Consider the following 12,880-nt stretch of genomic DNA (forward strand, 5'->3'; position numbering starts at 1 on the left):
AGTGACCGGCGATACTGACGGCATGCGTATTGCTCTGCTGGCGGCCGGGAGCCGCGGCGACTACCTGCCTCTGCTCGCCGTGGGACAGAGTCTGGTCGCTCGCGGCCACGAGATCGGGGTGACCGCCACCAGCGAGTTCGCCGACCTGGTGCAGGACTCCGGGCTGCAGGTGGAACCGGTGGACGTGGACGCGATGGCCCTGTACCACCGGGGCCTCGCCGAGCACGGCGCAGCGCCGTCGTTCGCCGCCCAGGCTGCGCGGTTGCAGCGTCTCGGTGAGCAGATGGCTCCGGCCGTGGCAGCGACGATGCGGGAGGTGTGGCCGCGCTACCACGCTGTGGTCGCCACGGCGATGAGCACCTCGTGGGCCGGGCTGGCGAGCATAGGCGACCCGCGGCCCCTGGTGCAGCTGATGTTCGTGCCGGTGGTGCCCTCGATCCGCGGCGACATGAGCATGTTCTCCACCCGGCCCGGCCGCTCGCTGGCCAACCTCACCACGGGACTGCGCGCCACCGCCTCAGCGATGCGGCTGGTCCGCCCGAGTCCTGCCCAGCTGGACCGGTTCGGCCTGTCCCGCAGGGACGGGTGGCAGATCGTCCGCCGGATCATGACCGCACCGGTGGTGGTGGCGAACACACCTGTGGTGATCGCCGCGGGCCGGGTCGGCGGCCGACGGCTGCGGCCGGTGGGCTACCCGTTCTACGACCGCCTCGGTGCACAGCTGCCGCGGCCGGTGGTCGAGTTCCTGGCGACGGGTCCACCACCGGTGTACGTGGGCCTGGGCTCGCACATGCTGCCGCAGATGCGCACCGGGGTGCAGCACGCCGTGCAGGCCGCCCGGGAGGCCGGGTTCCGGGTGGTCCTCCAGCATGGCTCCGGAGCGGAGCAGGAGGTGCCGGCTGGCGACGACCTGCTCGTCATCGACGCCGCCCCGCACGAGCTGCTCTTCGGCCAGGTGGCGGCGGTGGTGCACCACGGCGGGGCCGGCACCGTCGCGCAGGCGCTCCGGGCCGGCGCACCTCAGGTCGTGGTCCCGGTGATGGTGGACCAGCCGTTCTTCGCCCGCCGCGTGCATGAGCTCGGAGTCGCCGGCCCGCCGGTGCCGCTGCCCGAGGCCGCCGGTCCGGACGGCACGGCGGCGATCCGTGCCGCGCTCGCTGCAGCACTGACCGAACCCACGCATGCTCGTGCGGCGGTGCTCGCCGATCGTCTGCGCCGCGAGGACGGGGCCACCGGCGCCGCCGAGGAGATCGAACGCATCCTCGGCGCCTGAGGTCTCCGGGATGCGGTGGCGGCACAGCGATCTGCTGGTCACCGCCAACCTGGCACAGAGCCGGGCAGACGTGTACGTCGCACGCTTGGGCTACTACCCCCGGTGTGCGGATACGGTGAGGTGGTGGACGGGGAGGAATGGGTCGAGTGCCGGTGCGGGATGCGGCACTGGGGTGCCTACGGGGCGGCCGGTCTGCTGCTCCTGGATAGCGTCCCGGCCCGTCAGGTCGTGCTGCAGCACCGGGCGAGCTGGACACACTTCGGCGACTCCTGGGGGATCCCCGGCGGGGCCCGGCACGCTGGTGAGGACGCCACCGCCGGCGCGTTGCGCGAGGCCGAGGAGGAGGCTGGGATCGCCGCCGAGCACGTGCAGGTGCTGGCAAGTCGCGTCCTGCAGCACCCGGACTGGAGCTACACGACCGTGCTCGCCCGGGTGGCCGGGCCGGTGCGGCCGCGCGTCACCGACAAGGAGAGTGCGCAGATCGAGTGGGTGGGCATCGACCAGGTCACCGACCTGCCGCTGCTGCCGGCGTTCGCCGATGCCTGGCCCGAGCTCACCCCGATGGCCGCCACCACCGCCGTCCTGGTGGTGGACGCCGCGAACGTGGTCGGCTCCCGGCCGGACGGGTGGTGGCGGGACCGCGCTGGTGCCACCGAGCGGCTGCTGCACCAGCTCGAGGACCTCGCCCGCCGTGGCGTGCCGGCAGAGCTGCTCGGCCTACCCGGCGACCGGTGGTGGCCGCACGTCGTGCTGGTGACCGAAGGGCAGGCCCGCACGGTGACCGCGGTGGAGGGGGGCCGGGTGGAAGTGGTCGCCGCCGAGCGGGACGGCGACAGCAGGATCGTCGCCGAGGCCGCCGAGCGCGCCCACGGCCCGGGCACCCGCGCGGTGGCCGTGGTCACCGCTGACCGGGAGCTCGGCCGCCGGGTGGAGGACACAGGTGCGCACCGGCTCGGTCCCCGGCTGCTGCTGGACCTGCTCGATACGCTGACCGACTGAGCGGCTGCGCACTCAGTCGGTCACGCGCACCGCACCGCTGGCGGCGTCCACCAGCACGTCCACGTCGTCGCCGCCGGACCGGACCACCTCCACCTCGTAGCGCATCGCACCGTCCTCCCACTCGAGCTTCCAGGCCCGCACACGTCCGTCCACCTCGGCGGTCGCCAGCTCCATCGCCCGCTCCGGTGTCATCGGGTCGGTGGCATCGACGGCGCGTTCCTGGTCGTCGCCGGAGTCCTGCTCGTGGTCCAGCACCTCGCCGGTGTCGGCGTCGATCTCCACGTCGTGGTCGGTGCCGCCGGCCAGGGTCTCGATGGTCCACACCCACGCGTCGTAGTGGCGGGAGAACTCCAGCTCGATCGTGAACACCACCTCTTCGGCCCCGGTCTCCTCCGCGGAGATCTGCAGTGCCCGGGCCACGTCGACGGCGAAGTTCGCCTCTCGCAAATCGGCGTCCGGGGGCATGCTGGTCTCCTGGGTGTCGCCCGAGCCGCTGGTCTCTTCCGCACTGGAGGTCTGGTCCTCGGCGGTGGCCTCCGCAGCGGACTCCTCCGTCGCCGTGCCCTCCTCCTCACCGCCCACTACGAGCGGGTCATCGGTCGAGGTCGGCGGATCCTCACCACCGCCGCAGCCGACCAGACCGAGTGCCAGCCCGGATGCCAGTAGTACCCTCGCCGCGGTCCTCGACCACATCGACGCACTCCTCCCGGTGGGCGTACCACCCAGACTATGCCGACGAGGCGCACGGCACCAGTCCAGCGGCCACAGGGCACCAGCAACCGCGACAGCCGGATCCCGCGGCTGCTGCCCGGGTGGGCACGTAGGCTACTCCTATGACCGCACGCACCGCTTGGGGTATCGGTCTGGCGACCGTCACCGACGACGACCAGACGCTGGACGTCTGGTTCCCACGTCCCGCGCTCGGCGCCCCGCCGCCGGAGGCGACCGGGCCCTATGGTGTGCCCGCCGACCTCGCCTCCCTCGCCGGCAACGACCGGGCACGGCGCACCCGGCAGGTGGTGCGGCACCTGACCATCGACCTCGATGCCACCCCGGTCGATGCCGCGGACGCCTACCTGCGCCTGCACCTGCTCTCCCACCGTCTGGTCCAGCCGAACACGATCAACCTGGACGGTCTGTTCAGCGTGCTGCCGAACGTGGTGTGGACCTCGGCTGGACCGTGCGCCGTCGACGGCTTCGAGCAGACCCGGCTCGCACTGCGGGTGGCCGCCAAGGGGGCACCGGTGCACGTGTTCGGCGTCGACCGGTTCCCCCGGATGACCAGCTACGTGCTGCCCAGCGGGGTGCGGATCGCGAACGCTGACCGGGTACGGCTGGGTGCCTACCTGTCCGAGGGCACCACGGTGATGCACGAAGGCTTCGTGAACTACAACGCCGGCACGCTCGGGGCAGCGATGGTGGAGGGCCGCATCTCCCAGGGGGTGTTGGTCGGTGACGGGTCGGACATCGGCGGTGGCGCCTCGATCATGGGCACCCTCTCCGGCGGCGGCAGCCACCGGGTGGCCATCGGCCGACGCTGCCTGCTCGGTGCGAACGCAGGGGTAGGCATCTCCCTGGGCGACGACTGCGTGGTGGAGGCGGGGCTGTACGTGACCGCCGGGACCAAGGTGAGCGTGATCGGCGGCGGCCAGCCGCAGGTGGTCAACGCCCGTGAGCTCTCCGGGCGCGCGAACCTGCTGTTCCGGCGGAACTCGGTCTCCGGGGCGGTGGAGGCGATCACCCGCACCGGCGACGACGTGATGCTGCGCACCGACCTGCATGCCCAGTAGCCGGCCCCGCCGGCCAGGCCGCACCCTGGCCACCCTGATCGTGGTGGCCCTGCTGGTGGCCGGTGGCCTGCTGGCCTGGAACAAGGTGACCGGCGCCGAGCGTTCGTTCACCGCCCGGTGCGTGGCCGGCACGGACGGTGATGCCGCAGCCCTGACCCTGGAGCAGTCCGACATCGCGGCGCTCATCGGAGCCATCGCGCTGGAACGGGAGCTGCCGGCACGGGCGTTGACGATCGCGATCGCCACGGCGATGCAGGAGTCGCGGCTGCGGAACCTGGACTACGGCGACCGGGACTCGTTGGGGGTGTTCCAGCAACGGCCCTCCCAGGACTGGGGCACCGCTGAGCAGGTGATGGACCCCTACTACGCCACGAACGCGTTCTTCGACGTGCTGGTCACGATCGAGGGCTACCGGGACCTGGAGGTCACCGATGCAGCACAACGGGTGCAGCGGTCGGCGTTCCCGAACGCCTACGCCCAGCACGAGTCGCTGGCGCGGCTGTTCGCCTCGGCGATGAGCGGCTACTCCCCCGGCACGCTCACCTGCCGGCTGCCTGCTGTGGACCCGGAGACGGCCAGCGGGCTCGGGGACCGCTTGGTCGAGCGGCTCGCCCTGGACCTGCCCAGCCTGGCTGCCCAGGCGGACAGCGAACGCTGGGTGATCTCCGCCGTCGCCCTGGGTGCGGGGGACCGGCACGCGGAGCGGATGGGCTGGGCGGTGGCCACCTGGGTGCTGATGACTGCGGAGCACACGGGTGCCTCCGTGGTGACCGTCAACGGGCAGGTCTGGCAGCGGGCCGACGGCGCGGAGGCATCCTGGCGGCCGCTGGCCGAGGGTGAGCCGGGGTATGACGACGCTGCCGGCGTGGTCGGCGTGCGCTGAGCGCCTGCACCGGTCACCCCTGCGGGAGGACGGTTACAGGTCCTGGCAGCTGTGGACGATCGCGGTGAGCGTCTCCTCGATCAGCGCCGCGTCCAAGCTCTGCGTCCCGGTCAGGAGGTCACCGCTGTGCGTACGGAGCTCGGCGTAGGTGTCGTCGGCGGCCGCTGCAGCCTGGGCATGCCCGCTGACCGCAAGCACCTGCCAGTGCACCGGCCCGTCGACGTCGATGACGGCATCCGGGTCGAAGTCCTCGGTCAGTGACGAGGCGTAGTCGCAGGCGAGCCTCAGGTCGGCGTCGACTCCGGGATCGTCCGCGCCACCACCGAGGATGCTGCCGACGAACCCGCCGACGACCAGTCCGACCGCTGCCCCGATCGCACCGGGCAGCAGCAGGGTGCGCGTCCGGCTACCACGCTGCGGTTCCTCTGCCTGCGGCCCTGGCACTGCGCCGCCGCCAGGAGGCATCGAAGATGCTCATAGTCAGGGCCCGGTCTCAGCGCTCGTCGACGGCCACGTAGTCGCGGGCGGCGTACCCGGTGTACACCTGGCGCGGGCGGCCGATCTTTGTGGCCGGGTCGTTGATCATCTCCCGCCACTGCGCGATCCAGCCGGGGGTGCGGCCGACGGCGAACAGCGGGGTGAACATGTTCGTCGGGAAGCCCATCGCCTTGTAGATCAGGCCGGTGTAGAAGTCCACGTTCGGGTACAGCTTGCGCTCGATGAAGTAGTCGTCGGAGAGGGCGATCTCCTCCAGGCGCATCGCGATGTCGAGCAGGTCGTCGCGCTTGCCGAGCTTGTTCAGCACGCTGTCGGCAACCTTCTTCACGATGGCGGCCCGCGGGTCGTAGTTCTTGTACACCCGGTGCCCGAAGCCCATCAGGCGCACACCCTTCTCCTTGTTCTTCACCCGGTTCATGAACGTGTCCACGTCGTCGTCGCTGGCGTGGATGTCGTTCAGCATGGCCAGCACCGCCTCGTTCGCACCACCGTGCAACGGGCCGGAGAGCGCGCCGATACCGGCGGCCACCGAGGCGTAGATGTTCGCCTGCGCCGAGCCGACGATCCGCACTGTGGAGGCAGAGCAGTTCTGCTCGTGGTCGGCATGCAGGATGAGCAGCAGGTTCAGGGCGTTGACCAGCTCCGGGTCCACCTCGTGGTCGCCGCCGTTGGCGAAGCTCATCCGGAGGAAGTCCGGCACGTAGCCCAGGGACTGGTCCGGGCCGATCATCTCCTGGCCGCGGGAGTGCCGGAAGGCGTAGGCAGTCATCGTGGGCAGCTTCGCCAGCAGCAGCGCGGTGGCCAGCTCCACCGCGTCGGTGTCGAACGGGTCGGTGCTCTCCGGGTAGTAGCCCGGGATCGCCGAGACTGCCGAGGTGAGCACCGCCATCGGGTGCGCTGACTCCGGGAACGCGCCGATGAGTGCCTTGAAGTTGTCGTGCAGGTGGGTGTGCCGTTCGATCCGCTCGGTGAACGCGGACAGCTGCTCAGCGGTGGGCAGCTCCCCCTTGATCAGCAGGTAGGCCACCTCGAGGAAGGAGGACTTCTCCGCGAGCTGCTCGATCGGGTAGCCGCGGTAGCGCAGGATACCGGCCGCACCGTCGATGTAGGTGATCTTCGACTCGCAGCTGGCGGTGTTCACGAACCCGGAGTCGAGGGTGACCAGACCGGTCTCCTTGAGCAGCTGGGAGATGTCGACACCATCGTTACCCTCCACCGCAGGGACTCGAGCGAACTCGAGCTGGTGGTCGTCCACCGTGAACGTGGCGGGGGTGAGCGCGGCGTCGGACATGTCGTCCCTTCCTCGGGTCTGAAACAGGACTTCTCGGGGTCAGGCAGATAGTGCCCGACTCCATCACTTCTTCACACAACATAACTGCCTGGTGCAGAAATCGAAAAATCCCTATCCACCCTTCGGTCGTCAGGTCAGGAGGGACCTGGAGCGCACTCCTGACCTGACGGCCCGGTGGTGAGGCGGTGGGCGGCGGCGGCTACACGTTCGTCGGTGGCAGTGAGGGCGAGGCGGACGTGGCCGCCCGCCGAGGGCCCGTAGAACGCACCCGGCGCCACGAGGATGCCCTGATCGGCGAAGGCGGCGACCATCTCCCAGCAGCTGCTCCTCCCCCGCGCCTGCCGGACCCACAGGTACAGCCCCGCTTCGGAGTGGTCGACGGCGTAGCCCGCCTGGACCAGTGCGCTCACCAGCATCTCGCGCCGGGTGTGGTAGACCTCACGCTGGGCGCGGGTGTGCGCCTCGTCGCCGAGCGCGGCGATCATGGCCGCCTGCACCGGGGCGGGCACGATCATCCCCAGGTGCCGGCGGAGCAGCAGCAACCGGGCGACCAGGTCCGGGTCGCCGGCGGCGAACGCGGCGCGGTAGCCGGCCAGGTTGGACTGCTTGGACAGCGAGTACAGGCTGAGCAGACCGGTATGGTCCCCGCCACTGACCTCCTCGGAGAGCAGGCACGGGACGCCGTCGGAGGTCCACGGCTGGGTCCAGGCCAGCTCGGCGTAGCACTCGTCGGAGGCGACCACAGCGCCCAGGCGGCGTGCAGCGGCGACCACCTGACGCAGGTGCGCTGCACCGAGCACGGCACCGGTGGGGTTGGCCGGAGAGCTCACCCAGACCAGGGCGACGGTCTCGTCGCCAGCCCAGGTTGCGACGTCATCGGCACGGCGCACCTGTGCGCCGGCCAGGCGGGCACCGACGGCGTATGTGGGGTAGGCGATCTCCGGTGCGACGACCACATCACCTGGGCCCAGGCCCAGCAGCGAGGGCAGCAGACCGACCAGCTCCTTGCTGCCCACGGTCGGCAGCGCTGCGCGTGGGTCCAGGTCGGCGACCCCGCGGCGGCGGGCGAACCAGTCCTTGATCGCCGACCGCAGCGCTGGCGTGCCGTGCGCGGTCGGGTAGCCGTGCGCGTCCGCGGCTGCCCGCAGCGCGTCCTGCACCACTGCGGGGGTGGGGTCCACCGGGGTGCCGACGGACAGGTCCACCAGACCGTCGGGATGGGCGCGCGCCCGCTCGGCGTAGGGGGCCAGCCGGTCCCAGGGGTAGGGCTCGTCGAGCGGCGCGAATCCCACGCTATTCCTGCGGCGGCAACGCGGCGACGATCGGGTGGTCCTTGGGGATCAGGCCGAGCTTGGCGGCACCGCCCGGAGAACCGATGTCGTCGAAGAAGTTGACGTTCGCCTCGTAGTACTCCGCCCACTGCTCGGGCGTGTCGTCCTCGTAGTAGATGGCTTCCACCGGGCACACCGGCTCGCAAGCCCCGCAGTCCACACACTCGTCCGGGTGGATGTACAGCATCCGGTGCCCCTCGTAGATGCAGTCCACCGGGCACTCGTCGATACAGCTCTTGTCCTTCACATCCACGCAGGGCTGCGCGATCACGTACGTCACTGCTGTCCCTTCATCGCTGGCGGAGTGGGCTGCGCGCCCAGGTCCTCCCTCCAGTATCGCGCATCGTCCACGGGTGGGGACAGCCGGGCAGGGGTGGCTCGGCCCGGCAGCCCGATCAGCGAGACTGGAGGCTCGTCCACGACAGGAGGTGCTTGGGGCGATGACGGTGCAGTTCTGGCGGCAGTGGCGGGTCGGCGAACGGGTGGTGGTGCGCTACCGGGTGGAGGGCGGCTACTCCGACGCGCTCGGTGAGCTCACCCGCGTGGACGCCGACGGGGTGGAGGTGAGCACCCGCCGCGGACCGGTCGCCGTACCTGCCGAGGACATCGTGCTCGGCAAGCACGTTCCCCCGCCGCCAGCACCGCGGCACCGCCGCTGACCCCTCCCCCGTCTCTCGCGAACGCTCCGGTTCGCGAGGTGAATCGGTTCAGCGGCCGCGAACCAGAGCGTTCGCGACGTGGGGGGTCAGTCGTCGTCGTTGTCGCTAGGCGGCGAACCACACACCACCCGGTTCCACGGGCTGTAGGCGTGGGTGTAGGTGCGCTGCTCCACGACCTCACCGCCCTTCTTCACCGTCCGGGTCACCTGCACGGTGAAGCCGCTCTCCCCGCCGCCCTCAGGGATGCACTGCGGGGACGTGTTGTACACCGTGCGGGGGGAGGTGAAGTCATACCGGTCACCGGTGCTGATGGACACGTCGAACACGTCGGTGCCCCACATCTTGACCACCACGTTGGAGTCGGTCACATAAGCCTGGATGAGCACGCCGTGTCCGGTGTTGTTCTCGAAGACCATGTCGATCGACGGGTCCCAGAGGGTGGCTTCGCGGCCCTCCGGGTAGCGGGAGAAGTACCGGGAGTGCGGCTGGTGGGTGACGTCCGCCAGACCCGCCTCGAACGCGGCGTTGAACGTGGTGGTGGACACCTGGGAGAGCCCACCACCCACGGCGTTGGACTCGAACCCGTTCTCCACCACACCAGAGGCGACGTACCCGTTGGCGGTGCTGATCGGGCGCAGCGCGTCCAGCAGGGAGAACCGGTCGCCCGGCATCACCAGGGTGCCGTTGATGTGCGCGGTGCCGGCCTCGAGGTTGGTCGTGCGCTGCGGGTTGTACGGGTACGGGGTCTCGTAGCTGCCGATCACCTCGGTGATGCCCAGGTCCTCGGCGTCCTGGGTGGAGAAGTCCGGTTCGGTCTCCGCCAGCTCGACGGTCGCGGTGCGCTCGTCCGGATCCACGGCGGCCTCTCGCACCGCCTGGGCGAGCTCGTCCGGGTCCAGACCCGTCCCGGTGACTGCCGGGATGATGTGCGGTTCACCGTCTCGGAGCACGATCCGCGCGTCCTGAGGCGTCTCCCCGATCGAGGACACCTTCTCCCCGACCAGCTCGGCCAGCCGCTCCCCGTCCAGGGTGAGGTTGAGGTGGTCGCCCTCCACCGGCATCGTGGCTGCGGAGACCATCTCGGCCGGGCTGAGCTCGGCCTCGGTGTCGTTCACCTTCAGGGTGACCGGGCCGCTCATCATCGGCTCCACCTGGTCACTCATCGCCGCATCGATCTGCTCCTGGTCGATCTCCGGCGACACGGCCGTGCTCGGCAGGGGCAGCGGGCGCTCGCCGGTGATCCACTCCTCGGTGAGGAGCTCACCGGCAGCCGGCACGTCCAGCTCGGCACCGTCCTCCGGGTCGGTGACCTTCGGCTCACCGTCGACGAACTCGATGACGCCCTCGGTGGGGGCGACGGCCAGCTGTTCGCTGAGCTCCTCGAGCGTGCTGTGCAGCTGGTCCTCGTCCACAGTGCTGATCGGGTCGCGGTCCCCGAGCCCGAAGAGGTGCCCGAGCACCACGTTCGGGTCGAGGGTGAAGCCGGTGAAGGAGGCGACAGTGGCCTCCGCGTCCAGCTGCAGACCGGCCTCCGCCGGGTCGATCTCAGTGGTGGAGTCGTCGAACGTGACCTCGATCGGCTCGGTGGTCTGGTCGGCCAGCCCCTCGGTGAGCACCCGCTCGGCCTCGTCGACCGGCAGGCCGGACAGGTCCACCCCGGCGACGCTGGTCTCACCGGGGACCCGGTCGCCGAGGAACCAGGCGCCGGCCACGTAGCCGCCGGCGAGCACGACGAGCACCACTGCCGCCCAGATGACGGCCCTGGCGCCGCGGCGTCGCTTCTTCGGGGTCACGCTGTCCTCGTCGGTGGTCGGTTCGTTGGCTTCGTCGGTGCCGGCTGCCGGGATGACCTGGGTGCTGTCCTCGCTGGTCTCGGGCGTCTCGCCCTGGTCAGGCCCGGCCTCGGCGTTTGCCTCAGGGTGCGGCTCAGCATGCTCGGACCTCAGACCCCAGCTGCTCGTCGCCGTGACGTCCTCGTCCGGCTGACCGCCCTGCGACTCCTCAGAGCCTGGCGTCTGCTCACCTCGCACCCGTTTTCCTCCACAAGTCGGCCACTGCTCCGACGTGGCCCCTGCCGGATTCTACCTGGCGTCCCGGGCTTCGGCGTGCACGCACGCGCCCACGTCGTCACTTTCAGTGACGCACGAGGACCGCAGATGGTTGTGTCCCGTCAGGACAACGCCCGCAGCCGGCCCAGATGGTGCACGATCGCCCCCGTCTGCTCCGGCTCCACCCCGGTGGTCAGCACCCGGCCGACCACCACGTCATGGCTCGCTGCGGCGCGCACCCACTCGGTCTCGCACTCCACCCAGGCCGCCGCAGCATCGAGCACGGCCGCACCGGAGACCTCGCCCCGCTGGTGCGGGATGCGGGCGAGCTGGTCCAGCGTCGGCCGGCCCGGTGTGGCCAGCCAGTCCGCTTCCGGCAGGCCCCGCTCGCCGAGGACGCTCACCGCCCACCGGCTGCCCTCGGCGACCGCCTCGGCGATCCGGGAGTCGGAGTGCACGCAGAACAGCACGGTCGGCGGGTCGAGGGAGACCGACACCACCGAGGTCGCGGTCATCGCCAGGTCGTGCCGACCGTCTCGGACGGCCACCACGCTCACCCCGGAGGCGAGCCGGGCCATCGCCGTCCGGAAGGCGTCCTGCTGGTCAAGGCTCGTCACGGAACCACCCTCGCGGTGCGGCCATCCCCACGACTCCGGCCAGCAGCGATCCGACCAGCCACACGTACCCGATCGGTTGCGCGGCCACCAGCACGTCGCCGCCGGGGCGCCACCAGGTGGCCAGGAAGATCGTCACCAGCACAGCGGCCGCATACCCCATCGCCCCTCTGCGGTCGGCAAAGCTGCGGGCGAGCACTCCCCCGGCGGCCACCGCCACCAGCGCCATGATCACACCCCAGGGCGCACTCCAGCGGTGGAAGGCGGTGCCGGCTGCGGCGAAGACTGCCCCCAGCACCACGGTGAACAGGCCCATCGCCATCAGGTACCAGCGGGGCGCCTCCTCGACGACGGTGCGCTCCGGTGGTAGGTGGTCCCGCCCGTCCGTACCGGCCGGGCCGCCGACGGCGGGTGCCGGGCCGGTCAGCTCCGTCACCGTGGCGCGCAGCGCCTCCGGGCTGCACCAGGCGGCGTCGGCCTGCAGCCAGGTGCGGCCGTAGATGGGTTGGAGGATGTCGTTGCTCAGCGCGAACCAGCCGATCGTCGCGTCCGGTCGCTGCCCGTCCGGTGGTACGTCCGGGCGCGGGCGGTCCTCGCTGTGGTCCGCCACTGGCTGCGCACCGCGGGCACCGGCAGGGGCGATCGCCGTGGCTTCCTGCACCTGGCTGCGGTGTGCGTGCATCGCAGCCAGCAGCCGCTCCGCCACGCTGGTGGTGTCCACCACGGCATCCACCTGCGCGTCCGGCACCACGATCGTGGGCTGCTCACCGTCGGCGTCGAGCACGTGCAGGGCGCGGCCGAGAGCGTTCAGCCGGGGCCGGGCCGGAGCCTGCTGCAACCAGGTGGCGGCGGCCCGCACCTGGGACAGGGGACGCACGATCCAGGCGAGGGCCGGGACCGACCATGCTTCGCCGTCGACGGCTGCCTGAGGATCGGCGGCAAGCCGAACCGCGCGCGCGGTGACGGTCGAGGCGTGCACGTGGTCGGGGTGGCCGTAGCCACCGTCCGGCTCGTCGGTGACCACCAGGTCGGGGCGCAGGGAGCGCACGTGCGCGGCAAGCACCTGGGCCGCGCGTTCGGGATCTGCCTTGCTGAATGCGCTGGGCTCGGCGTCCGGGTCGGGCAGGGCACGCACACGGGAGGCGCCGTCCCAGCGCATCCCGGAGTCGGTGTACCGCCCCGGGCCGGAGTGACCAGGCAGCTGGTCGAAGAACGTCTGCTCGGTGATGCCGAGGGCTCGGGTCGCCCCGGTGAGCTCTGCGACGCGCAGGTCGGCGAGCTCCTCGGCACGCCCCTCCAGGTGGGCGATGTCGGTGGGGATCACCTCGCCGCGCTCACCGCGGTTGCTGGTGACCAGGTGCACCTGAGCGGTCTGTGCCAGGAGGGCGAGCAGACCGCCGGCGGAGAGCGTCTCGTCGTCGGGGTGGGCGAACACGGCGAGCACGCGGCGCGGCTGGTCTGGCGGCTCGGTCGGCGTGGTGCTCACCCCTCCAT

Annotated in this window: 13 protein-coding genes; 5 read left to right on the plus strand and 8 right to left on the minus strand. The window is 71.2% G+C overall.

The annotated features are described in order from the left end of the window. The first annotated feature begins 22 nt into the window (after positions 1 to 22). Both K338_RS0112170 and K338_RS0112175 read left to right on the plus strand, forming a co-directional pair. Positions 23 to 1,273 carry a glycosyltransferase gene (locus K338_RS0112170; RefSeq protein WP_022918449.1) on the plus strand — a complete coding sequence of 417 codons (1,251 nt, stop codon included), beginning with the start codon at positions 23 to 25 and terminating at the stop codon, positions 1,271 to 1,273. 123 nt (positions 1,274 to 1,396) lie between these two features. Next, on the plus strand, positions 1,397 to 2,272 hold the full coding sequence (locus tag K338_RS0112175; protein ID WP_245542957.1) for an NUDIX domain-containing protein: 876 nt from the start codon (positions 1,397 to 1,399) through the stop codon (positions 2,270 to 2,272). A gap of 12 nt (positions 2,273 to 2,284) precedes the next feature. Here the strand turns inward: K338_RS0112175 and K338_RS0112180 are convergent, their stop codons facing one another. Next, on the minus strand, positions 2,285 to 2,965 hold the full coding sequence (locus K338_RS0112180; protein WP_022918451.1) for a PepSY domain-containing protein: 681 nt from the start codon (positions 2,963 to 2,965) through the stop codon (positions 2,285 to 2,287). A gap of 140 nt (positions 2,966 to 3,105) precedes the next feature. On the opposite strand from K338_RS0112180, the gene dapD reads away from it, so the two are divergent. Continuing rightward, positions 3,106 to 4,062 carry a 2,3,4,5-tetrahydropyridine-2,6-dicarboxylate N-succinyltransferase gene (gene dapD / locus K338_RS0112185; RefSeq protein WP_022918452.1) on the plus strand — a complete coding sequence of 319 codons (957 nt, stop codon included), beginning with the start codon at positions 3,106 to 3,108 and terminating at the stop codon, positions 4,060 to 4,062. Continuing rightward, positions 4,052 to 4,945 (plus strand): hypothetical protein, encoded by an 894-nt coding sequence (locus K338_RS22385; protein WP_051154802.1) that lies wholly within the window; start codon positions 4,052 to 4,054, stop codon positions 4,943 to 4,945. The genes dapD and K338_RS22385 overlap by 11 nt, the downstream gene beginning before the upstream one ends. Positions 4,946 to 4,978: 33 nt before the next feature. On the opposite strand, the gene K338_RS0112195 is transcribed toward K338_RS22385, so the two are convergent. From K338_RS0112195 to fdxA, 4 genes are all read right to left on the minus strand, one after another. Then, on the minus strand, positions 4,979 to 5,410 hold the full coding sequence (locus K338_RS0112195) for a hypothetical protein (RefSeq protein WP_157612388.1): 432 nt from the start codon (positions 5,408 to 5,410) through the stop codon (positions 4,979 to 4,981). Between the two features lie 28 nt (positions 5,411 to 5,438). Further along, positions 5,439 to 6,734, minus strand: coding sequence for a citrate synthase (locus K338_RS0112200; protein ID WP_022918453.1), 1,296 nt, complete (start codon positions 6,732 to 6,734; stop codon positions 5,439 to 5,441). A 134-nt stretch (positions 6,735 to 6,868) separates the two neighbouring features. Continuing rightward, on the minus strand, positions 6,869 to 8,026 hold the full coding sequence (gene dapC, locus K338_RS0112205; RefSeq protein WP_022918454.1) for a succinyldiaminopimelate transaminase: 1,158 nt from the start codon (positions 8,024 to 8,026) through the stop codon (positions 6,869 to 6,871). A 1-nt stretch (position 8,027) separates the two neighbouring features. Continuing rightward, positions 8,028 to 8,345: a ferredoxin gene (fdxA, locus tag K338_RS0112210; protein WP_022918455.1), complete on the minus strand. Its 318-nt coding sequence runs from the start codon at positions 8,343 to 8,345 to the stop codon at positions 8,028 to 8,030. A gap of 160 nt (positions 8,346 to 8,505) precedes the next feature. On the opposite strand from fdxA, the gene K338_RS0112215 reads away from it, so the two are divergent. Next, positions 8,506 to 8,724 (plus strand): putative acetyltransferase, encoded by a 219-nt coding sequence (locus K338_RS0112215; protein ID WP_027286774.1) that lies wholly within the window; start codon positions 8,506 to 8,508, stop codon positions 8,722 to 8,724. Positions 8,725 to 8,810: 86 nt separating this feature from the next. On the opposite strand, the gene K338_RS22390 is transcribed toward K338_RS0112215, so the two are convergent. From K338_RS22390 to K338_RS24535, 3 genes are all read right to left on the minus strand, one after another. Further along, positions 8,811 to 10,754, minus strand: a complete 1,944-nt coding sequence (locus tag K338_RS22390) for a VanW family protein (protein WP_022918457.1) — start codon at positions 10,752 to 10,754, stop codon at positions 8,811 to 8,813. Between the two features lie 140 nt (positions 10,755 to 10,894). Beyond that, a complete protein-coding gene (locus tag K338_RS0112225; RefSeq protein WP_022918458.1) occupies positions 10,895 to 11,389 on the minus strand; it encodes a flavin reductase family protein in 495 nt (164 codons plus the stop codon). Continuing rightward, positions 11,376 to 12,872, minus strand: coding sequence for a PIG-L family deacetylase (locus K338_RS24535; protein WP_022918459.1), 1,497 nt, complete (start codon positions 12,870 to 12,872; stop codon positions 11,376 to 11,378). Before K338_RS24535 ends, K338_RS0112225 begins: the two co-directional genes overlap by 14 nt. Between the last annotated feature and the right edge of the window lie 8 nt (positions 12,873 to 12,880).

The sequence above is a fragment of the Ruania albidiflava DSM 18029 genome (genome assembly GCF_000421225.1).
Classification (GTDB): Bacteria; Actinomycetota; Actinomycetes; order Actinomycetales; family Beutenbergiaceae; genus Ruania; species Ruania albidiflava.

Coding starts and splice junctions, on each gene's coding strand:
- K338_RS0112170 (WP_022918449.1), top strand. CDS start 23: ATGCGTATTGCTCTGCTGGCGGCCGGGAGCCGCGGCGACTACCTGCCT.
- K338_RS0112180 (WP_022918451.1), bottom strand. CDS start 2,965: ATGTGGTCGAGGACCGCGGCGAGGGTACTACTGGCATCCGGGCTGGCA.
- dapD (WP_022918452.1), top strand. CDS start 3,106: ATGACCGCACGCACCGCTTGGGGTATCGGTCTGGCGACCGTCACCGAC.
- K338_RS22385 (WP_051154802.1), top strand. CDS start 4,052: ATGCCCAGTAGCCGGCCCCGCCGGCCAGGCCGCACCCTGGCCACCCTG.
- K338_RS0112195 (WP_157612388.1), bottom strand. CDS start 5,410: ATGCCTCCTGGCGGCGGCGCAGTGCCAGGGCCGCAGGCAGAGGAACCG.
- K338_RS0112200 (WP_022918453.1), bottom strand. CDS start 6,734: ATGTCCGACGCCGCGCTCACCCCCGCCACGTTCACGGTGGACGACCAC.
- K338_RS0112215 (WP_027286774.1), top strand. CDS start 8,506: ATGACGGTGCAGTTCTGGCGGCAGTGGCGGGTCGGCGAACGGGTGGTG.